Genomic DNA, 18,944 nt, shown 5'->3' with positions numbered 1-18,944 from the left:
CGCCATGAGACTTGATTCCAAATATTTCGATCGCATCCGCACACGCCGCAAACGCGAGCAGGAGGCAGAGCAGGCGCCGCCTACCTGCCAGTGGGACGGCTGCGACAAAAAAGGCTCGCATCGCGCTCCGGTAGGGCGCAATGCGGAAGGCCAGTTCTTTTTGTTCTGCTTCGAGCACGTCAAGGAATACAACAAGGGCTACAATTATTTCTCCGGCCTTTCGGACGGCGAGATCGCGCGCTACCAGAAAGAGGCGATCACCGGCCATCGGCCGACATGGACCGTCGGCGTCAACAAGGCGGCGAAGGACAGTCCGCTGCATTCCGAGGTACGCTCCGGCGCCTATACACGCGTTCGCGATCCCTTCGGCTTCGTCAAGGAAGGCGGCAAGGGCAACGGCCCGCGCTTTCCCCAGGCACGCAAGCTGAAATCGCTCGAAAGCAAAGCCTTCGACACGATGGGTCTGCATGCCAACGCGACGTCGGCAGAGATCAAGAGCCGCTACAAGGAGTTGGTCAAGAAGCACCATCCGGATGCCAATGGCGGTGACCGCGGCTCGGAAGAGCGCTTCCGCGCTGTCATCCAGGCCTATCAATTGTTGAAGCAGAACGGTTTTTGTTAATTCCCGTCCTTGCTCTTGGGCTTCAATCGGGTATGGTCCAAATCGGCTGAGGCCGCGGGCAAACGCGGCTCCTATCTGCGTGTTTTCCCGACATCGCCTCGGCCGACCTTCCGGACGCGGCGTTTCTTGTCCGGGACTCTTTCAAGAATGCTCGCACGCGGTCATCATCCCGCCGAGGTTTCGTTTCAGTCCCGGAGAAGTATCGCCGACGTTCCGACCTGGACGGGCGCGGAATAAAATCGCGGCGTCACGGTTGCGACATGGCCTGAGACAGTTTGGCCGGGTGGCTTCACCCGCCTTGGAGACATGATGAGCAAGATCGACCTCGATATTTCAGAACTGCCCGACACCACCGTTTCGGTCCGCGAGACCTTCGGCATCGATTCCGACATCCGCGTTCCCGCCTACAGCAAGGGTGACGCCTATGTGCCGGATCTCGATCCCGACTACCTGTTCGACCGCGAGACGACGCTCGCCATTCTCGCAGGCTTCGCGCATAACCGTCGCGTGATGATCTCCGGCTACCACGGCACGGGCAAATCCTCGCATATCGAACAGGTGGCGGCGCGCATCAACTGGCCTTGCGTGCGCATCAACCTCGACAGCCATGTCAGCCGTATCGATCTGGTCGGCAAGGACGCGATCGTCGTCAAGGACGGGCTGCAGGTCACGGAGTTCAAGGACGGCATCCTGCCCTGGGCCTATCAGCACAATGTCGCGCTCGTCTTCGACGAATATGATGCCGGCCGTCCCGACGTGATGTTCGTCATCCAGCGCGTGCTGGAATCGTCCGGCCGCCTGACGCTGCTCGACCAGAGTCGCGTCATCCGGCCGCACCCCGCTTTCCGCCTGTTTGCCACTGCCAATACGATCGGCCTCGGTGACACCACAGGCCTCTATCACGGCACGCAGCAGATCAACCAGGCGCAGATGGACCGCTGGTCGATCGTGACGACGTTGAACTACCTGCCGCATGATCACGAAGTGAACATCGTCGCCGCCAAGGTGAAGAGCTTCGGCAAGGACAGGGAAGGGCGCGATATCGTCTCGAAGATGGTTCGCGTTGCCGATCTCACGCGCGCCGCCTTCATGAACGGCGATCTTTCGACCGTCATGAGCCCGCGCACGGTCATCACCTGGGCCGAGAATGCCGAAATCTTTGGCGACCTCGCCTTTGCCTTCCGCGTCACCTTCCTTAACAAGTGCGACGAGCTGGAGCGCCCGCTGGTCGCCGAGCACTATCAGCGCGCCTTCGGCGTGGAGCTGAAGGAAAGCGCCGCCAACATCGTCCTCGGAGCCTGAGGCCCGACCGACCATGGCAGCTCGCGGTGACAATTCGAAAGCAAAGCCCGGTGCGCCCGTCGACGTCGAGCCGTTGCGCCGGGCGATATCCGGTTGCGTCCGCTCGATCGCCGGCGACGGCGATGTGGAGGTGACCTTCGCCAATGAACGGCCTGGTATGACCGGCGAGCGCATCCGGCTGCCGGAGCTTTCCAAGCGGCCGACGGCGCATGAGCTGGCGGTCACCCGCGGGCTCGGCGATTCCATGGCGTTGCGCCTCGCCTGCCATGACGAGAAGATGCATACGACCATGGCGCCGCAGGGCTCGGACGCCCGGGCGATCTTCGATGCGGTCGAGCAGGCGCGTGTCGAATCGATCGGCACGCTGCGCATGGAGGGCGTGGCGGCGAACCTGCGCTCCATGACGGAAGAGAAATATGCCAAGGCGAATTTCACCGGTATCGAGCGCCAGGAAGACGCGCCGATCGGCGAAGCCGTCGCCATGATGGTGCGCGAGAAGCTGACCGGCCAACGTCCGCCTGAAACCGCCGGCAAGGTGCTCGATCTCTGGCGCGGTTTCATCGAAGACAAGGCGGGGGCTGAACTCGCTAACCTGTCGGGCGCGATCAACGACCAGCAAGCCTTCGCCAAGGTCGTCCGCAACATGCTGTCGGCGATGGAGATGGCCGAGGAGTATGGCGACGACGACAGCGAAGCCGACAATGACGATCAGTCGGAGCAGGAAGAACAGCCGAGCGGCGACGAGCAGGATCAGGACGAAGTCGACGAGGATGCCGGCACCGATGCCGCCCCCGTCGAGGACAGCGAAGTCTCCGACGAGCAGATGGAGGACGGCGAGACTGAAGGCGCCGAAATCTCCGACGACGACATGATGGAAGAGGGCGAGGACGATTCCGAAACGCCGGGCGAGACCCGCCGTCCGAACACGCCTTTTGCCGATTTCAACGAAAAGGTCGATTATCACGTCTATACCGAAGAGTTCGACGAGATCATCACCGCCGAGGAACTCTGCGACGCCGCCGAGCTGGAGCGCCTGCGCGCCTTCCTCGACAAGCAGCTGGCGCATCTGCAGGGCGCGGTCGGGCGTCTTGCCAACCGGCTGCAGCGCCGCTTGATGGCGCAGCAGAACCGCTCCTGGGATTTCGATCTGGAGGAGGGTTATCTGGATACGGCCCGGTTGCAGCGCATCATCATCGATCCGATGCAGCCGCTCTCCTTCAAGATGGAGCGCGACACGCAGTTCCGCGACACTGTCGTCACGCTGCTCATCGACAATTCCGGTTCCATGCGCGGTCGGCCGATCACCGTGGCTGCCACCTGCGCCGACATTCTCGCCCGGACGCTGGAACGCTGCGGCGTCAAGGTCGAGATTCTCGGCTTTACGACAAAGGCCTGGAAGGGCGGGCAGGCGCGTGAAACCTGGCTCGCCGGCGGCAAACCGCAGACGCCCGGTCGTCTCAACGACCTGCGTCACATCATCTACAAGTCGGCCGACGCACCCTGGCGGCGCGCACGCGCCAATCTCGGGCTGATGATGCGCGAAGGGCTGCTCAAGGAAAACATTGACGGCGAGGCGCTGATCTGGGCGCATAACCGCCTGCTCGCCCGCCGCGAGCAGCGCCGCATTCTGATGATGATCTCGGACGGGGCGCCGGTCGACGATTCGACGCTGTCGGTCAATCCGGGCAATTATCTCGAACGGCATCTGCGCGCCGTCATCGAGCAGATCGAGACGCGCTCGCCTGTCGAAATGCTGGCGATCGGCATCGGTCATGACGTGACACGCTACTATCGCCGAGCCGTGACGATCGTCGATGCGGACGAGCTTGCCGGGGCGATGACCGAACAGCTTGCCTCACTCTTCGAAGATCAATCCGCCCAGCCGCGCGGCGGCCGGTTGCGCCGTGCCGGCTGACGCTCCTGCAAGGAAACACGTGGAATGATGGTCAAGCGCCTCTGCCGCGCGGCATCGGTCTCGCTGTGCCTCGCAGGGGGCGCTCCCGCGGCGATGGCCGGCGACGAAATCCCCGTCATTAGCCGGCAAATTACCGATTTCAGGATCGGATCGTCGCAGACGAAGTTCGGATCGCTGGAATTTCTCGGCGGGCTGGAGATGGTTTCCAGCCGCGCGCTGTTCGGGTCGCTTTCCTCAATCCGTTTCCGGCCGGACCAGAAACACTTCGTCGTCGTGCTCGATACCGGCCAGTGGCTGACCGGCAGCATCGAGCGCGATGCCGGGGGCAGGCTTTCGGGCCTTTCTAGGGTCGAGATTACCCCGATGAAGAACCGCGCCGGCCGCAGCCTCGAGGGCAAGGGCTATATGGATGCCGAGGGCCTGGCGCTCGACGGCGACCGCATTTTGGTCTCTTTCGAGCAAGATCATCGCGTCGACGCCTATCCCGATCCCGGCTTTGCGGAATCGCGCGCGATCGCGACCCTGCCGATCCTCATCCCGCGCACGATGCTGAGCGATAATCGCGGTATCGAAACCATTGCCGTGGCGCCCGCCTCCAGTCCGTTGAAGGGCGGCATGGTCATTGTCTCCGAGCGCGGTCTCGATAGCGAGGGCAACCGGATGGCGGCCATTCTCAGCGGCCCGTTGAAAGGGGTGTTCTCGATCAAACGCGACGGCAGCTTCGACGTTACCGACGGCGCCTTCCTGCCGGACGGCGACCTGCTGCTCCTGGAGCGGCGGTTCAATATGGCCGAAGGCATCGGCATGCGGCTTCGACGCATCAAAGGCGTCGATATCCGGCCGGGGGCCGTCGTCGATGGCGAATTGCTGATCGAAGGCAATTTCAACTCGCAGATTGACAATATGGAAGGACTTGACGTGTTCCAGGCCGCCGACGGCACGGTCCATATCATTATGGTGTCGGACGACAACCACTCGATCCTGCAGCGCAATCTGATGCTGGAATTCCGGCTCTCCGATCGCCACATGCTCAGCGCGGCGTCAGATTGACGTCACATGCATCGGCTATCCCATGGTCGCATCGAGAGCAGTTTTCGGAGGGACAGTCATGGTGCATGTTCATATCATGGGTGCCTCCGGTTCCGGCACGACATCGCTCGGCCATACGCTTGCCGAACGGCTTGATATCGCCCATCTCGATACCGATGATTTCTTTTGGCTACCGACCGATCCGCCATTCACGACGCCGCGCGACGCCGAAGAACGCATAAGACTGCTTCTTGCCGAGGCGGCACGGCATGACGGCTGGATCCTCTCCGGATCGGCGCTGAAATGGGCGAGGCAGATCGAGCCGTTCTATGATCTGATCGTGTTCCTCAGGATTGAGCCGGAGCTGCGGATGGCGCGCATCCGTGCGCGGGAGATTGCCCGCTACGGAGACAGGATCGGGCCCGGCGGCGATATGGAAATCAAGAGCGGGGAATTCATGGAATGGGCGGCAAGTTACGACACGGCTGGCCCGGAACGTCGCAGCCTCGCGGCGCATGAGCAATGGTTGGAAACGCAGACGGCCCCGGTCCTGTGGCTCGATTCGTCACGAGAGATCGATGATCTGGTTGCAGAGGTTCTGCTGCATCCCGCCATCGCCGCCGGCGCGGTCCGGCAGCGTCGTTGAAACCATCGTTTAGCCGACGCGCACAGGCTGCATCGGCCGCAACACGTTCATGAGCGCGCCATAGGGCAGCAGCATGACGAGGCCCACGATCATCTTGACGGCGAAATCGCCGAGCGCCCAGGAAATCCAGCGCGGGGCCTCAGTGGAAAATACACCGAGGATCGGGGCCAGCTCGAGCGCGAACGGCTCGTTCGGACCGAGGAAGACGAAAAACGCGGCGAAGGACAGCGAGAAGAACATCACCGTATCAAGCGCCGAGCCGATCAGCGAGCCGACGAGCGGCGCGCGCCACCAGGCCTGGCGGCGAAGGCGGTTGAAGACGGCGATATCGAGCAGCTGGCCGGCGAGATAGGCCGAGCCGGAAGCGATGGCGATACGCGGCACTGACGTAAAGAAGGAGAGCGTCACGCCGACGACGAAGCCGGCAAAGACGACCTTGCGGGCTGCCTGCGGGCCGAACTGGCGGTTGGTCAGGTCGGTGATCAGGAAGGCGACCGGATAGGAGAAGGCGCCCCAGGTCAGGATGTCGGCCAGGTTGATGCCGGCGACTTCGGCGTTCAGCGGAAACTGAACGAGGAAGTTGGAAGCGACGACGACAAGCGTCATCAGGGCGACATAGGCAATCGTATAGCGCGTCTTCAGCATTTTTTTATCCTGGGTGATGCCACCAGTTGGAGTGCTCAGGCAAAGCAAAAGGCCTGACCGGGTTTATCCGTCCAAGCCTTTCGAAGCCGTATGAAAGAAGGGCAGAAGCTTAGGCAGCAACAGCCGCTTCGGCGGTCTTCTTGACGATCTGACGGCGCAGCAGGCGCGCGCGCATCGACAGTTCGTTTTCGCTTGCCTTGATCAGGAAGGCATCGAGGCCGCCACGATGCTCGACGGAGCGAAGGGCAGCAGCCGAAACGCGAAGACGATAACGCTGGTTGAGAGCGTCGGAAATCAGCGTTACCTGGCACAGGTTCGGCAGGAACCGGCGCTTGGTCTTGTTGTTGGCATGGCTGACATTGTTACCAGTCAGGACGGCCTTGCCGGTCAATTCGCACACGCGGGACATTGAACACCTATTCTTGTTTTCTCGGGCCATCGAATTGCCATCCCCGGCAAAACCGGGCTCGCAATCCAACAGGCATGATTGGAAAGTTGCGGTTCTATAGTCAGAGAGGCTGCGCGCGTCAAGCCAAACCTTGGCCTTTCCCGCAATTCCGTCAAAAAGCTGCTGTTTTCTTCCCTTCAAGGCAGGAGTATAGAACTCCCGACAGGGCTGCCGGCGCGGCAAGACAAGGCTTCACTCATGGCTCATTCGGGCAGACGCATTTTCATTTCGGCTATCGCCGCACTGCTTGCCATACCGGCATCGGCGGCCGAGGTCCAGCATCAGACGGTCTATCGGGTGACGCTTGCCGGCCTGCCGATCGCGCGCGCGGCGTTCCTGACGCAGATCGAGGACGATCACTCTTACAAGATCGCCGGCGATATCAAATCCGCCGGCCTTGCCGATCTCGTCAAGACCATCTCGGCTAAGACCAGCGTCACCGGCGTTGTCCGTAATGATCGGCTGCAGGCGCTGAAATATTCGCTCTATTACAAGAGCGGCAAGAAGGCCCGCGTCTACGAGGTCAGCTACCGCAACGGCGACATCATATCGGCGACGACGACGCCGCCGCCGAAAAGGCCGAAGAACTGGATCGACGTCACGCCGGGCGACATGCGTTCGGTGCTCGATCCGATCTCCGGCCTTGTTTTCACCGGGGACACCAAGGTCTGCGCGCAGACGCTGCCGATCTTCGACGGCGAGACGCGCATGGACCTGGTGCTTTCGCCGAAAGGCGACGAGGATTTCAAGACCGATGGCTTCAAGGGCAAGGCGGTCGTCTGCGGCGTGCGTTTCGTGCCGCGCTCAGGCTACAAGAAGGGCCGCAAGGACATCGACTATCTCAGCAAGAGCGACCGCATGGAAATCTGGTTTGCCAAGTCGGACGCGGCAAATGTATATGCTCCTGTTTATGTGCGCATTCCGACCGAATATGGAATGGTGACGATCACTGCCGTCAAATACGGCAGCGTCGGCTGACGGAGCTTTCGCCTCCGTGAAGGAGGACAGGTGAAATTTCGCGCGACGCTGATCGGTTTTACGGCCATTCTGATGTGGTCGTTCCTGGCGCTGTTGACGGCCGGCTCCGGCAAGATGCCGCCCTTCCAGCTGTCGGCCGTCTGCTTTGCGATCGGCAGCATTCCCGGCCTCGTCATGCTTGTCCTCAACCCGGCGCGGCTGGCGTTGCTGAAGCAGCCGCCAAAGGTCTGGATAACAGGTATTGCAGGCTTGTTCGGCTATCATTTCCTCTATTTTACGGCGCTCAGGAACGCGCCGGCGGTGGAGGCGGGACTGATCGCCTATCTCTGGCCGTTGTTGATCGTGGTCGGCTCGGCGCTGCTGCCGGGCGAACGGTTGCGCTGGTATCACGTGGCGGGCGCGCTCGCCGGGCTTTGCGGCACCTTCCTGATCGTCGGCCGCAACGGCATCGATTTCGACGGCGCCTACGCGGTCGGTTATGGGGCGGCCTTCCTCTGCGCCTTCACATGGTCGGGCTATTCGCTGCTGACCAGGCGTTTTGAAGCCGTTTCCACCGATGTCGTTACCGGCTTTTGCCTTGTCACTTCCGTCCTGTCGCTCTTCTGCCATCTCGGCCTGGAGGCGACCGTCTGGCCGGCGACGATGTTCGAATGGGTTGCCGTCATCGGGCTCGGGCTCCTGCCCGTGGGGGCTGCCTTCTACGCCTGGGATTATGGCGTCAAGAACGGTGATATCCAGATTCTCGGTGCGGCAAGTTATGCCGCGCCGCTGCTGTCGACGCTCATCCTGACGCTGTTCGGATTTGCCGAGCCGAGCTGGCGCATTGCTCTCGCCTGCCTGCTCGTCACCGGTGGAGCGGTGCTCGCTGCCCAGGAAATGTTCCGCCGCAAGATTCCGGCGCAGCCTGCGGCAGCCGAGTAGCCCTCAGTCGCCAGGTTTCCAATCCGCCGGCGCCATCTCGAAGCTCGAAAATTCGAAGCCGGGCGAAACAGTGCAGCCGACCAGGGTGAAATCGCCGAGCGATTCGGCCGATTGCCACCAATTGGCGGGAATGATTGCCTGCGGCCGCTCGCCGGCAGGAAGGTTTGTTCCGAGCGTCAGCGTCTCGCTTGCGAACCCGTCTTTCGAGCGGTGCAGCGCCAGCGGCGCACCCGCGTAATAATGCCAGACCTCGACCGCGTCATGGACGCGATGCCAGTGCGAACGCTGTCCCTTTGTCAGCAGATAATAGATCGCCGTCGAATGGCCGCGCTCTCCACCCGCCGTGTCGCGGAATGTCTGCACGTACCAGCCGCCTTCGGGATGCGGCTGCATGCCGAGCTCGCGAATGATCCCCTCAGGCGACATCAGAAATTGTCCTTGCGCTTGCGGATCTCGGCAAAGACCTCCTCATTCGTCTTGCCTTCCATGATCAGATTGCGGCGGATCGCCGGATCGGCGGCGCGCAGAAACGGATTGGTTTCCTTCTCCAGCCCGAGCGTCGTCGGGACGGTGAATTTGCCCTCGGCGCGCAAGGCTTCGATCTCGGCGGCGCGGCTCTTCAGGCGCTCATTGTCGGAATCGACCGTCAGCGCGAAGCGGGCGTTGGACAATGTATATTCGTGGCCGAAATAGACGGCGGTCTCGTCCGGCAGCACGGCGAGCTTCTGCAGGGAATGCCACATGTCGGCGGCGGGGCGTTCGAAAAGGCGGCCGCAGCCGAGGGCAAACAGCGTGTCGGCGGCAAAGAGCAGCTTGTCGTCGACGAAGTGATAGCAGATGTGACCGGCAGTGTGACCGGGGGTCTCGATGACCTTGACCGTGTGATCGCCGAAAAGGAAGCTGTCGCCATCGGCCATCGTCCGGTCGAGACCGGGAATGGCGATAGCCTCGTTGATCGGGCCGATGATCTCGCAGCCGAACTGCTCCTTCAGCGCCAGGTTGGCGGCGACGTGATCGGTGTGGTGATGGGTGGTGAAGATGTGGGTGATCTTCCAGCCGCGCCGTGTCGCCGCTTCCAGGATCGGCGCCTCCTCCGGCGCGTCGATCGCCGCGGTATATCCCGTCTCCGGATCGTGTACGAGCACGCCGAAATTGTCGGTGCGGCAGAGAAAAACGTCTAATTCCAAAGGTTTCATCTTCAAACAATCCCTTGTCCCACGACTCTCGCGGGAATGTAGAGAGTCCGGCCTTGAAGTCCAACCGCCCGCTGATAACATTTATCGCAATGCACGCCGATATCGTCGACCTACGCCAGTTCTATCACTCCGACCTCGGGCGTCTTGCCGAGCAGTCGATCGCCATGGCGCTCTCGTCGCTGTGGGTGCGCCTGCCGCAGGAGCGTCTCGTCGGTCTCGGTTATGCCGTGCCTTTCCTCGATCGCTTCCAGGCCGATACCGAACGCACCTTCGCCTTCATGCCGGCCGGACAGGGCGCGGTGAACTGGCCGATGGGCTCGCTGTCGTCGACGACGCTGATTTTCGATGAGGAACTGCCGCTGCCGGATTCCTCGATCGACCGAGTGCTGATGGTGCATTCGCTCGAGTTCGCGGAAAGTCCGCGCGAGACGCTGAAGGAGCTCTGGCGGGTGCTGGCGCCGGGCGGACGGCTTGTCATCGTGGTGCCGAACCGGCGCGGGGTCTGGGCCCGCATGGAACACACGCCCTTCGGTTCGGGCCGGCCCTATTCCCGCGGTCAGCTGACGCATCTGCTGCGCGAGACGAATTTCACGCCAGGTGCGACCGCCGAAGCGTTGTTCTTTCCGCCCTCGAAACTCAGGACCATCCTGCGCCTACGCCGCGCCTTCGAGCGGATCGGCCGCACCTTATGGCCGGCTTTTTCGGGTGTCATCATCGTCGAGGCGCAGAAGCGGCTCTATCAGGGGTTGCCGGTGGCCGCCCGCGCTTCCCGCCGCGTCTTCGTGCCTGTTCTCGCGCCGCACGGCGTGCCGACCGCACGCAACGGATGAAGTTAATTCCGTCATTCTCCTTACACTTGTGTCACGCCCATACCTCTCGACAACAATCACATTCCGCTTTAATGCCACTTGGTCATTTTCCGGAAATCCAAGGTCGACCCATGAGCGTTGAGATCAGCAAGCCCGTTCCGCGTCCCGGTATTCTCGATATCGCATCCTATGTGCCGGGCAAGGAACATGCGCCGGGTGTCGCCCGCGTTTACAAGCTCTCCTCCAACGAAACGCCGCTCGGCGCCAGCCCGAAGGCGATCGAGGCCGTCAAAGCAGCTGCCGACAATCTGGGACGTTATCCCGACGGGCAGGCGATCGAACTGCGCGAAGCGATCGCCGCTGTGCATGGCCTCAATCCGGCAAACATCCTTTGCGGCAATGGTTCCGACGAGCTGCTCGGCCTGCTGTGCCATGTCTATCTGGGCGCCGGCGATGAAGGCATCATCACCGAGCATGGCTTCCTCGTCTACAAGATCCAGATCATGGGCACGGGCGCCACGCCCGTCGTCGTCAAGGAGAAGGACTATACGGTCGACGTCGACGCGATCCTGGCGGCGGTGACGGAAAGGACGAAGATCGTCTTCATCGCCAATCCAGGCAACCCCACCGGTACATACGTTCCCGTCAGCGAAATCCACCGTCTGCAGGCCGGGCTGCCGAAACACGTCGTCCTTGTGCTCGATGCGGCCTATGCCGAATATGTGCGCCGCAACGATTATGAAGCCGGCATAGAGGTCGTGTCTTCCAGCTCCAACGTGGTGATGACCCGCACCTTTTCGAAAGCCTATGGTCTTGCGGCTCTGCGCGTCGGCTGGATGTATGCGCCCGCCGAGATCGTCGATGCCGTGAACCGTGTCCGCGCTCCGTTCAACCTGAATGCGGCCGCGATCGCCGCCGGCGCCGCGGCCATCCGCGACCAGGCCTTCGTCCAGCAGGCCGTCTCTTTCAACCAGATGTGGGTGGAGACGCTCACCGAGGCCCTCGAAGCGATCGGGCTGAACGTGACGCCCTCCGTCGCCAATTTCGTCCTCATTCATTTTCCTGACGTCGACGGCAGGCGCGCGGCCGATGCCGACGAGCTCCTGACGAGCCGCGGCTACATCCTGCGCGCCGTGCGCAGTTACGGCTTTTCCAATGCGCTGCGGATGAGCATCGGTCCTGAAGAGGCCAATCGCGGCGTCATGGCCACGCTGCGTGAGTTCATGGGACGGCAGGCATGAGCGTGCTGTTCGATCGCATCGCGCTGATCGGCATCGGGCTGATTGGCTCCTCGCTTGCCCACGACATCCGGCGGCTCGGGCTTACCAAAGAGATCGTCGTCGCAACGCGCAGTGCCGAGACGTTGAAGCGCGCCGAAGAGCTCGGTCTCGGCGACCGCTATACGACCTCTTCGGCCGATGCTGTTCGAGATGCCGACCTCATCATCGTTTCGGTGCCGGTCGGCGCTTCGGAAGGCGTGGCGAAGGAAATCGCCGGCAATCTCAAGTCCGGCGCTATCGTCACCGATGTCGGCTCCACCAAAGCGTCTGTGATCGCGCAAATGCAGCCGCATATGCCTGACGACGTGCATTTCATCCCCGGCCATCCGCTGGCCGGCACGGAAAAATCCGGCCCGGATGCCGGTTTCCCCGGCCTCTTCGAAGGCCGTTGGTGCATCTTCACGCCGGTTCCGGGTACCGACGAGACGGCGCTGAAGCGGCTGCGCGGCTTCTGGGAAGCGGTCGGATCGAAGGTCGACGAGATGGATGCGGAGCATCACGACAAGGTGCTCGCGATCGTTTCGCATCTGCCGCACATCATCGCCTACAACATCGTCGGCACCGCCGACGATCTGGAGACGGTGACGGAGTCCGAGGTCATCAAATATTCGGCATCCGGCTTTCGCGATTTCACCCGTCTCGCCGCTTCCGACCCGACGATGTGGCGCGACGTCTGCCTGCACAATCGTGATGCCATCCTCGAAATGCTGGCGCGCTTCTCGGAGGATCTCGCCTATCTGCAGCGCGCGATCCGCTGGGGCGAGGGCGACAAGATCTTCGAACTCTTCACCCGCACGCGCGCCATCCGTCGCTCGATCATCCAGGCTGGCCAGGATGTCGACGCGCCCGATTTCGGCCGCCCCCACGCGCTTGATAAGAAGTAGCGGCTAGCGATGGCGGAGGTGGCGAGCGCGAGCCAGGCGGAGGTCGACTGGTTGACGCGCGAGGATGCCACTGCAGGCAAGGCATGGGTCTCGCGATGCGTGGCGTTCGGTGAATATCTCGTCGCCAGGCAGGCCGGGGAGATCGTCGGCTTCCTGCGTTTCTCCCGCTTCTGGGGCAGGATTCCCTATATGGAAATGATCCGCGTCCTGCCCGAATACCGCCGGTCGGGCATCGGCACCGCGTTGTTTCTTGCTTGGGAAGGAGCGATGCGCGGTGAGGGCGCTCGCCTGCTGATGACGTCGAGCGAATGCGACGAGAGCCGGCCGCAGGACTGGCATCGCCGCAATGGATTTGCCGAAATCGGCGCGATCGAGCTGCCTGGCCTGCAATCGGTGCCTGAGGTGTTTTTCATGAAGCGGATCGATTAGGACCTTCCAGCACTCTGACCCGGAAGTCTTAGATCGGCGGGATCTGGCCGAGCGGAATGAAGCCGCTGACGGTGGCATTGCCGCGGTCGACGACGAGATCGACCGAGACCTTGTCTCTGCCGCCGGCCAGCGCCTTCAGCATCTTCGTCGCCGTGTTGACGGTCGAGGCAATATCCGGGAAGGCCTGTTTCAGGCTGTCGCCCCAGGGGCCGAGCCGTTCGATTTCCAGCTTGAATTTTCCGGAGAGAAAGCCCTGCTCGTCGAAGGAAAAGGGGCCGGTGAGCGTCATCACCTTACCGTCGCCGATATCGGCAACGATGCGACGCAGTTCGCCGGCTGAACCATTGAGGCCGTTCGGGTCGCTGCCGTCGATCAGGCCGGCTTTTCCGGCAATCGTGAGATCGATACTGGCGGAGAGTTTCGGGAAGAGCTGCGGCCAATCCTTGATCGCCGTGTTCGCATCCTGCACCGAGATTGCACCGTCGAGATCGGCGCCGTTTTGGCGCAGGTGAATTTCGGTGCGAGCTGCATCGAAGCTGATGGTCTGACCGGTATAGGAGGAAACCGCCGTCGCCTTAAGACCCTCGATGACGGTGGAGCTGTGATCAACGCCCTGCAGCTTGGTCGTCAGGCTCGCCTGCAGATTCGCCCATTGGGCAGAGACCGAAAGGCCGTTTGTGGTGCGGATTTCGGCCGGCGAATCGAGCTCCCAGACGATATGGCTCGGCGCATAGACCTGTGCGGCGGAGCGCAATGCGCCAAAGGTGGCGGAGACGCCGTTGACATTGTCGTCGACATCGACCTTGGAGCAGAACAGACCGATGCGGAAAGGATAGCCGCGGAATTCGATATCGGAGCATTCGCCGGTGACGCCTGCCTGATCGCGCGGCGCGATTGCTTTCAGCACCGTCGCTTTCAAAGCCGATGCGGCATAAAACCAGCCGCCGGTATAAAGCGCGATCACCAGGAGGATGCCTCCGCCCAGCAACGAGAATTTCTTGCTGTTGCCGGTTTGGCTGCTGCCGGATCGGCTTGACGCTGCCATGATGTTCTCCAATGGTGAATCGCAAAGTGATTCCGGTCTGGCGTGCGATATGGACGAATTTTGGGTGTTTGGCTACGGCTCGCTGATGTGGAATCCGGGCTTCGAGTTCCTGGAGCGGGCAGAAGCTCTGGTGCATGGTTACAGGCGTTCGCTATGCGTCCGATCCTTCGTTCATCGCGGCACGCGCGACAATCCGGGCCTGGTGCTCGGTCTCGACAGGGGCGGAGCTTGCCGCGGCATGGCGTTCCGTGTTTCGGCGCACAAATGGGGCGAGGTGATCGATTATCTCCGCGCCCGCGAACTCGTCACCAATGTCTATCTGGAGCGCCGGGTTCGGCTGCAGTTTGCCGGCGGCCGCCGAACGGAAGCGGTGACCTACATCGCTGATCGCGACCACGAGCAATATGCCGGCACGCTCGACGCGGTTGCGGCCGCGCGGGTGGTGAACGAAGCCAGGGGGCAGTCAGGCCCTAACGATGCCTATGTCTTCAACACACTTGCGCACCTGAAACAGATGGGCATTCGCGACCCGTGGCTGGAGCAGGTCGGCAACGAGGTGGAGCGGCTGCGGGCCGGCTGATCAGACCGTCGCCGCCTTCACTTTGCGCAGCTCGGCCAGCCGAGCGATCGCTGTCGGCGGCAACGGCAGATGCGGATTGCGTTCGATGGTATCGATGAGGAGCTCGTCGCTCGCCCGCTCCGTGACCTCGATCAGCTGAGCGAAGAAAGCATCCGGATCCATTCCCGGCATGATCGGCGGCAGGATCCTGACCTTGAAATGGCCGGGATAACGACGGACGCTCCGCCGCGGCCAGAAGAGGCCGGGATGCATCGCAACCGGCACGACGGGAATGCCAAGATCGCGGTACATGCGGGCGATGCCGTATTTATAGACCGGCTCCGCACCCGGCGGGCGGCGGGTGCCCTCAGGATAGATGATCAGCTGGCGGCCGGTCGAAAGCTCTTCCCTAGTGCGTTTCAGCACCTCTACCATCACTTTGCCGCGGGCGCCGCGATCGACCGGGATCATGCGCTGCTTCTTCGCATACCAGCCAAAGAGCGGAATCCACATCAGCTCGCGCTTCAGGATGTAGACCGGATCCTTGAGGTTGGGCAGCAGCGCATAGGTGTCCCAGAAGGACTGGTGCTTCGGCGCCAGGATAAAACTGCCCTCAGGCAGGTTCTGCAACCCCTCGATCTCGAAGGTCGTCCCGACGATCATGCGCATCAGCCAATGGTTGGAGCGCGCCCAATTCTTTGGAATCGCATAGGCCGTCAGGCGCGGCACCACGAAATAATAGGGCGAGAGCACGATCATCCGGATGATGAGATTGGCGTAGAAGATCGTGTTGAAGAGGACGGAACGCAGGGCGATCATGAAATTATCCCGAGGCATGCTCATGCGACCGGCCTACACGATATTGCCCGTCATAAAAAGCGTTTGATGCCGCCGTGATGCAAAAGCTCAGTCTGAGGGGGATACGGCTGCCGAGCGCAGTCCGGTATGGCGGCCGAAGCCGGTGATGTTGCGGGCGCCTGTTAACAGCACCTTTGCATATTCGGCGAGCATGACGCGCATTGCGTTCGGGTCGGTAAACCAGTTGCGGGTCTTCAAATCCGAATTGACCACCGGATAGGGGATGAATTCGATGTCCGGATCGACATAGGAGAGTTCTGCGAGGCTGCGCGGCATATGATAATTGTTGGTGACGACGAGAATGCTTCTGTATCCCCTGGCGTGGATCCAGTTGGAGGTTTCCTCGGCGTTGCCGATCGTGTCTATCGCATCATGGCCGATATCAACGCAGCAGGAGAAAAGATCGGCCGAGCCTTGCGTCATCTTGCGAATCTGCGCTGGCGTGGTCGTCGGGTGGACGCCCGAGATCAGCAGTCGTTTGCCTGCCCCCTTCTGCAGCAATTCCACGGCCTGGTCGATGCGCTGGTAGCCGCCTGTCAGCACGACGATGGCATCCGCCTTCGGCTCGACCGGGGGCCTGAGCGTTGTCACGGAATCGGCAAACCGCAGAAAGCCGCCGAACACCAGAGCGATCGCCAGAACGCAGCCAAAGCCACCCCAGCGCAGCAGGCGGCGGATTGGACCACGCCGCGGCGGCAGGCCCGCCGGACGATCAAGCTCCGGGTCCTGCCGAATCGGATTGCGTGTCGTATCGCCCATGGTCATGAATCGTGATTATACGCTGATTGCGGCGCGGAACAGACGCTTTCACGATAAAACGGCATGGCACGATCAACTTGCGATGCCGTCGGTGCGTGTCGGATCCGAACGCAATGTATCGATTTCATAGATCGTCCGCATGACGGTCAGCCGCGCCGTGACGGTCGTCAGGAGCGCGATGACGATCATCGTCGCGAAGATGCCGGCATAACCGAGTACGCCGACGGAGAAGGTGCCGAACAGCGCCGTTGCCTGATCTGTTTCCGGTGTTGCCAGCGTGCGGCTCTGCCAGAAGCCGGCGGTGGCAAAGAAAAGAGCCGCAAGCGCGCTGCCGATCGCCGAGCCCTTGAAGCTGATCTTCAGAAAATGCTTCTGAAATTCGGTAGCGACGAAGGAGCTCTCGGCACCGACGAAATGCAGCACTTCGACGATGTGGCGGTTGCCCGACAGTGCACCGCGCGTGGCGAAGACGACGGTCAGCACCATTGCCGAGAAAACCAGGAGCAGGACGCCGGTGCCGATCAGCACCGTCGTGTGCGCCATGGAGACCAGGCGGTCGACCCAGGTGCGGTGATCGTCGAGGCTCGCCTGCGGGATGCTGTCCTTCAGGAGGCTCCGCATCGCGTCGAAATCCGGCGGATTGCTTTCGTCGATCGTGATGACGACGAGACGGGGAACAGGCAGATCCTTGAGATCGAGGCCGGGGCCGAGCCAAGGTTCGAGCAACCGGGCGGTGGCTGCCTCGTCGACGATCTGGCCGCTCTTGGTGCCGACGAATGTCAGCGCCAGGTCGCGTGCCTGCGTCAGCGCCTTTTCCATGTCGAGATTGTCGTCCGGCTTGATCTGGATGGTGATCTCGCGGGAGATCTGGCTCTCCCAGCTTGCTGCCGTCGAACGCACCATGCTGACGCCGCCGAGCGTCAGGCAGGCGAGAAAGGCCATGATCGATATGACCACCATCAAGGCGTTGCCCTGGATATTGGAAGGCGGAAGGATCGGCGCGGTCGGGCGCACGCGCATTTCCGGGCGCTTCTGCTGGGCGGCAGGCTGGGCTGGCGCCTTCTCTCGGTTCCTGGACGGGGGCTCAGTCATAGATATCGAGATGCCCCTCCGAGAGGATCATACGGCGGGCTTCCACCTGTTCCATCAGCGTCAGGTCATGGGTGGCGATGACGACAGCCGTACCAAGCCGATTGAGTTCGAGGAAAAGATTGAGCAGGCGCCTCGCCATCGGCGGGTCGACATTGCCCGTCGGCTCGTCGGCCAGCAGGACTTCCGGCCTGTCCATCAGCGCCCGGGCGATAGCGGCGCGCTGCTTCTCTCCGCCGGAGAGGACCGGCGGCAGCACGTTGATGCGTTCGCCGAGGCCGACCCATTTCAAGAGTTCCAGAACGTCGGTCTTGTAGGAGCTTTCCTCCTTGCCGCGCACCCGCAAGGGCAAAGCGACATTCTCATAGGTCGTGAGATGGTCGAGCAGGCGAAAATCCTGGAAGACGATGCCGACGCGCCGGCGTAGCAGCGGCAACTCCGGCCGGGGGATTTCGGAAATGTCGCGCCCGAACATGCGGATCAGGCCACGTGTCGGCTGCAGCGACATGAAGAGCAGCCGCAGCAGCGAGGTCTTGCCGGCACCGGATGGGCCGGTCAGGAACTGAAAGGATTTTTTCGGAATGTCGAAGGTCAGGTCCCGGAGGATTTCCGGGCCCATGCCATAGCGCAAACCGACATTCTCGAAGTGGATCAACGGGCAACTCAGTCTGTTCTTGGTTTCACCGCGTGACTTGTTAACCAACACCGTTAACAGCCGGTAAATTTTGCCGGAAAGACGCCCGTTTGGCGGCAATCTTTGCGAAGCATTAACCATTAAAATTTACGACTGAGGAGGATTCGTTTCAATGCCAAGATTTCTTGCGGCAGCGAAACCATGTGGACATCTGCGGGGCAGCCACCATGGAAGCATCCTCCTTCAGCAGCCGGACACCGGGTCAGGCCTATGATTTCCTGCCGCCCGAACCCGCACGCCGCCAGTATCGTTCAACACGTCCTGCCGATGTTTCCGACGCCGAATTCGTGACGGTCGGCAAAACCCGGCCGAAGGACTTCGGCCCCAGGATCCATAACGACAACAGCAGGCGCATGGCGGCAGCGCGCGTTACACCGCCGCCGCTCCTGCTGGCGATGGCTGCTTCCGCTCTGCGAAGGGCGGAATCCTGGCTGCAGCGGGCGTCGCTGCGCAGCTTCGCGGGACTGGTGCTGGCGCTCGCCGTGCTCGCTTTCGGGCTCGCAGGCGGCTTTTCCGGCCTTTCCGCCGCGGGGGCCTCCTCCGGAGCGCCGCTGCATTTCACCCATGTCACCGTGACACCGCGTGATGCGAACGGCATGCGCGTGCTCGTCATCAACGGCATCATCGAAAACGAAAGCGGCACCACGCAGACGGTGCATCCCATTCGCGCCGATCTGGTGGCGGACGAACGGCTGACGGCAAGTGTCGTCATCGACCCGCCCGCCGACGTCATCTACGGCGGCCAAAGCCGTGGCTTTTCGGCCCGAGTCCAGCACGCCGGCGGAAAATTGCCGGAGGTCCGGCTTTCCTTCCTGCCGTAGAAATAACGCGATTCG

Annotated in this window: 22 protein-coding genes; 13 read left to right on the top strand and 9 right to left on the bottom strand. The window is 62.0% G+C overall.

Going from position 1 to position 18,944, the window contains the following annotated elements; translation table 11 throughout:
* Window positions 1–4 precede the first annotated feature (4 nt).
* The 5 genes from NL154_RS19405 (at window position 5) to NL154_RS19385 (ending at window position 5,514) form a co-directional block, all read left to right on the top strand.
* On the top strand, window positions 5–622 hold the full coding sequence (locus tag NL154_RS19405; RefSeq protein WP_210632899.1) for a J domain-containing protein: 618 nt from the start codon (window positions 5–7) through the stop codon (window positions 620–622).
* A gap of 309 nt (window positions 623–931) precedes the next feature.
* Entirely contained in the window at window positions 932–1,924 is a 993-nt protein-coding gene (cobS, locus tag NL154_RS19400; RefSeq protein WP_210632898.1) for a cobaltochelatase subunit CobS, read from the top strand.
* Window positions 1,925–1,937: 13 nt separating this feature from the next.
* Window positions 1,938–3,839, top strand: a complete 1,902-nt coding sequence (cobT, locus tag NL154_RS19395; protein WP_221103897.1) for a cobaltochelatase subunit CobT — start codon at window positions 1,938–1,940, stop codon at window positions 3,837–3,839.
* Window positions 3,840–3,863: 24 nt separating this feature from the next.
* Window positions 3,864–4,889 carry an esterase-like activity of phytase family protein gene (locus tag NL154_RS19390; RefSeq protein WP_434733213.1) on the top strand — a complete coding sequence of 342 codons (1,026 nt, stop codon included), beginning with the start codon at window positions 3,864–3,866 and terminating at the stop codon, window positions 4,887–4,889.
* A gap of 58 nt (window positions 4,890–4,947) precedes the next feature.
* Entirely contained in the window at window positions 4,948–5,514 is a 567-nt protein-coding gene (locus NL154_RS19385) for an ATP-binding protein (RefSeq protein ID WP_434733212.1), read from the top strand.
* A 9-nt stretch (window positions 5,515–5,523) separates the two neighbouring features.
* Here NL154_RS19385 and NL154_RS19380 read toward each other — a convergent pair whose 3' ends face one another.
* Together NL154_RS19380 and rpmB are read right to left on the bottom strand one after the other, a co-directional pair.
* On the bottom strand, window positions 5,524–6,159 hold the full coding sequence (locus NL154_RS19380; RefSeq protein WP_221147761.1) for a VUT family protein: 636 nt from the start codon (window positions 6,157–6,159) through the stop codon (window positions 5,524–5,526).
* A 109-nt stretch (window positions 6,160–6,268) separates the two neighbouring features.
* Window positions 6,269–6,568 carry a 50S ribosomal protein L28 gene (gene rpmB / locus NL154_RS19375; protein WP_003567078.1) on the bottom strand — a complete coding sequence of 100 codons (300 nt, stop codon included), beginning with the start codon at window positions 6,566–6,568 and terminating at the stop codon, window positions 6,269–6,271.
* A 237-nt stretch (window positions 6,569–6,805) separates the two neighbouring features.
* On the opposite strand from rpmB, the gene NL154_RS19370 reads away from it, so the two are divergent.
* Both NL154_RS19370 and yddG read left to right on the top strand, forming a co-directional pair.
* Window positions 6,806–7,585: a DUF3108 domain-containing protein gene (locus tag NL154_RS19370; RefSeq protein ID WP_210632893.1), complete on the top strand. Its 780-nt coding sequence runs from the start codon at window positions 6,806–6,808 to the stop codon at window positions 7,583–7,585.
* Window positions 7,586–7,615: 30 nt separating this feature from the next.
* A complete protein-coding gene (yddG, locus tag NL154_RS19365; protein ID WP_221123583.1) occupies window positions 7,616–8,506 on the top strand; it encodes an aromatic amino acid exporter YddG in 891 nt (296 codons plus the stop codon).
* 3 nt (window positions 8,507–8,509) lie between these two features.
* On the opposite strand, the gene NL154_RS19360 is transcribed toward yddG, so the two are convergent.
* On the bottom strand, window positions 8,510–8,932 hold the full coding sequence (locus NL154_RS19360; RefSeq protein ID WP_221123584.1) for a cupin domain-containing protein: 423 nt from the start codon (window positions 8,930–8,932) through the stop codon (window positions 8,510–8,512).
* Window positions 8,932–9,702 carry a hydroxyacylglutathione hydrolase gene (gene gloB, locus NL154_RS19355; protein ID WP_221123585.1) on the bottom strand — a complete coding sequence of 257 codons (771 nt, stop codon included), beginning with the start codon at window positions 9,700–9,702 and terminating at the stop codon, window positions 8,932–8,934. Before gloB ends, NL154_RS19360 begins: the two co-directional genes overlap by 1 nt.
* 53 nt (window positions 9,703–9,755) lie before the next feature.
* On the opposite strand from gloB, the gene NL154_RS19350 reads away from it, so the two are divergent.
* The 4 genes from NL154_RS19350 (at window position 9,756) to NL154_RS19335 (ending at window position 13,104) form a co-directional block, all read left to right on the top strand.
* Window positions 9,756–10,532, top strand: coding sequence for a class I SAM-dependent methyltransferase (locus tag NL154_RS19350; protein WP_210632889.1), 777 nt, complete (start codon window positions 9,756–9,758; stop codon window positions 10,530–10,532).
* A 110-nt stretch (window positions 10,533–10,642) separates the two neighbouring features.
* Window positions 10,643–11,752 carry a histidinol-phosphate transaminase gene (gene hisC, locus NL154_RS19345; protein WP_434733211.1) on the top strand — a complete coding sequence of 370 codons (1,110 nt, stop codon included), beginning with the start codon at window positions 10,643–10,645 and terminating at the stop codon, window positions 11,750–11,752.
* Window positions 11,749–12,675 (top strand): prephenate/arogenate dehydrogenase family protein, encoded by a 927-nt coding sequence (locus tag NL154_RS19340; protein ID WP_210632887.1) that lies wholly within the window; start codon window positions 11,749–11,751, stop codon window positions 12,673–12,675. The genes hisC and NL154_RS19340 overlap by 4 nt, the downstream gene beginning before the upstream one ends.
* 9 nt (window positions 12,676–12,684) lie before the next feature.
* Window positions 12,685–13,104 (top strand): GNAT family N-acetyltransferase, encoded by a 420-nt coding sequence (locus NL154_RS19335; protein ID WP_221123588.1) that lies wholly within the window; start codon window positions 12,685–12,687, stop codon window positions 13,102–13,104.
* Between the two features lie 28 nt (window positions 13,105–13,132).
* Here NL154_RS19335 and NL154_RS19330 read toward each other — a convergent pair whose 3' ends face one another.
* Window positions 13,133–14,149 carry a DUF2125 domain-containing protein gene (locus tag NL154_RS19330; RefSeq protein ID WP_210632885.1) on the bottom strand — a complete coding sequence of 339 codons (1,017 nt, stop codon included), beginning with the start codon at window positions 14,147–14,149 and terminating at the stop codon, window positions 13,133–13,135.
* Between the two features lie 49 nt (window positions 14,150–14,198).
* Here NL154_RS19330 and NL154_RS19325 point away from each other — a divergent pair, with 49 nt between their 5' ends.
* On the top strand, window positions 14,199–14,729 hold the full coding sequence (locus NL154_RS19325) for a gamma-glutamylcyclotransferase (RefSeq protein WP_210632884.1): 531 nt from the start codon (window positions 14,199–14,201) through the stop codon (window positions 14,727–14,729).
* On the opposite strand, the gene NL154_RS19320 is transcribed toward NL154_RS19325, so the two are convergent.
* From NL154_RS19320 to ftsE, 4 genes are all read right to left on the bottom strand, one after another.
* Complete coding sequence (locus NL154_RS19320) at window positions 14,730–15,527, bottom strand: lysophospholipid acyltransferase family protein (RefSeq protein WP_210632883.1); 798 nt, start codon at window positions 15,525–15,527, stop codon at window positions 14,730–14,732.
* A gap of 87 nt (window positions 15,528–15,614) precedes the next feature.
* Entirely contained in the window at window positions 15,615–16,331 is a 717-nt protein-coding gene (locus NL154_RS19315; RefSeq protein ID WP_210632882.1) for a YdcF family protein, read from the bottom strand.
* Between the two features lie 66 nt (window positions 16,332–16,397).
* Window positions 16,398–17,417, bottom strand: a complete 1,020-nt coding sequence (locus tag NL154_RS19310; RefSeq protein ID WP_210632881.1) for a cell division protein FtsX — start codon at window positions 17,415–17,417, stop codon at window positions 16,398–16,400.
* Complete coding sequence (gene ftsE / locus NL154_RS19305) at window positions 17,410–18,069, bottom strand: cell division ATP-binding protein FtsE (protein WP_064805284.1); 660 nt, start codon at window positions 18,067–18,069, stop codon at window positions 17,410–17,412. Before ftsE ends, NL154_RS19310 begins: the two co-directional genes overlap by 8 nt.
* Before the next feature lie 206 nt (window positions 18,070–18,275).
* Between ftsE and NL154_RS19300 the strand changes: the two genes are divergently transcribed.
* On the top strand, window positions 18,276–18,929 hold the full coding sequence (locus tag NL154_RS19300) for a hypothetical protein (protein WP_434733210.1): 654 nt from the start codon (window positions 18,276–18,278) through the stop codon (window positions 18,927–18,929).
* Window positions 18,930–18,944: the final 15 nt, after the last annotated feature.

Source organism: Rhizobium sp. YTUHZ044, assembly GCF_051123975.1.
In the GTDB taxonomy this organism is placed as follows: Bacteria; Pseudomonadota; Alphaproteobacteria; order Rhizobiales; family Rhizobiaceae; genus Rhizobium.
Note: the sequence above shows the minus strand (reverse complement) of the source record. Positions and strands in the feature narration are given on the sequence as shown.

What these genes read in the sequence shown, in the direction of transcription:
- gloB (WP_221123585.1), bottom strand. Translation starts at nt 9,702, where the DNA reads ATGAAACCTTTGGAATTAGACGTTTTTCTCTGCCGCACCGACAATTTC.
- rpmB (WP_003567078.1), bottom strand. Translation starts at nt 6,568, where the DNA reads ATGTCCCGCGTGTGCGAATTGACCGGCAAGGCCGTCCTGACTGGTAAC.
- NL154_RS19385 (WP_434733212.1), top strand. Translation starts at nt 4,948, where the DNA reads ATGGTGCATGTTCATATCATGGGTGCCTCCGGTTCCGGCACGACATCG.
- NL154_RS19405 (WP_210632899.1), top strand. Translation starts at nt 5, where the DNA reads ATGAGACTTGATTCCAAATATTTCGATCGCATCCGCACACGCCGCAAA.
- NL154_RS19315 (WP_210632882.1), bottom strand. Translation starts at nt 16,331, where the DNA reads ATGACCATGGGCGATACGACACGCAATCCGATTCGGCAGGACCCGGAG.
- NL154_RS19370 (WP_210632893.1), top strand. Translation starts at nt 6,806, where the DNA reads ATGGCTCATTCGGGCAGACGCATTTTCATTTCGGCTATCGCCGCACTG.
- cobS (WP_210632898.1), top strand. Translation starts at nt 932, where the DNA reads ATGAGCAAGATCGACCTCGATATTTCAGAACTGCCCGACACCACCGTT.
- NL154_RS19325 (WP_210632884.1), top strand. Translation starts at nt 14,199, where the DNA reads ATGGACGAATTTTGGGTGTTTGGCTACGGCTCGCTGATGTGGAATCCG.
- NL154_RS19380 (WP_221147761.1), bottom strand. Translation starts at nt 6,159, where the DNA reads ATGCTGAAGACGCGCTATACGATTGCCTATGTCGCCCTGATGACGCTT.
- NL154_RS19390 (WP_434733213.1), top strand. Translation starts at nt 3,864, where the DNA reads ATGATGGTCAAGCGCCTCTGCCGCGCGGCATCGGTCTCGCTGTGCCTC.
- NL154_RS19360 (WP_221123584.1), bottom strand. Translation starts at nt 8,932, where the DNA reads ATGTCGCCTGAGGGGATCATTCGCGAGCTCGGCATGCAGCCGCATCCC.
- NL154_RS19300 (WP_434733210.1), top strand. Translation starts at nt 18,276, where the DNA reads ATGGAAGCATCCTCCTTCAGCAGCCGGACACCGGGTCAGGCCTATGAT.
- NL154_RS19340 (WP_210632887.1), top strand. Translation starts at nt 11,749, where the DNA reads ATGAGCGTGCTGTTCGATCGCATCGCGCTGATCGGCATCGGGCTGATT.
- cobT (WP_221103897.1), top strand. Translation starts at nt 1,938, where the DNA reads ATGGCAGCTCGCGGTGACAATTCGAAAGCAAAGCCCGGTGCGCCCGTC.
- NL154_RS19335 (WP_221123588.1), top strand. Translation starts at nt 12,685, where the DNA reads ATGGCGGAGGTGGCGAGCGCGAGCCAGGCGGAGGTCGACTGGTTGACG.
- NL154_RS19320 (WP_210632883.1), bottom strand. Translation starts at nt 15,527, where the DNA reads ATGATCGCCCTGCGTTCCGTCCTCTTCAACACGATCTTCTACGCCAAT.
- NL154_RS19330 (WP_210632885.1), bottom strand. Translation starts at nt 14,149, where the DNA reads ATGGCAGCGTCAAGCCGATCCGGCAGCAGCCAAACCGGCAACAGCAAG.
- NL154_RS19310 (WP_210632881.1), bottom strand. Translation starts at nt 17,417, where the DNA reads ATGACTGAGCCCCCGTCCAGGAACCGAGAGAAGGCGCCAGCCCAGCCT.
- hisC (WP_434733211.1), top strand. Translation starts at nt 10,643, where the DNA reads ATGAGCGTTGAGATCAGCAAGCCCGTTCCGCGTCCCGGTATTCTCGAT.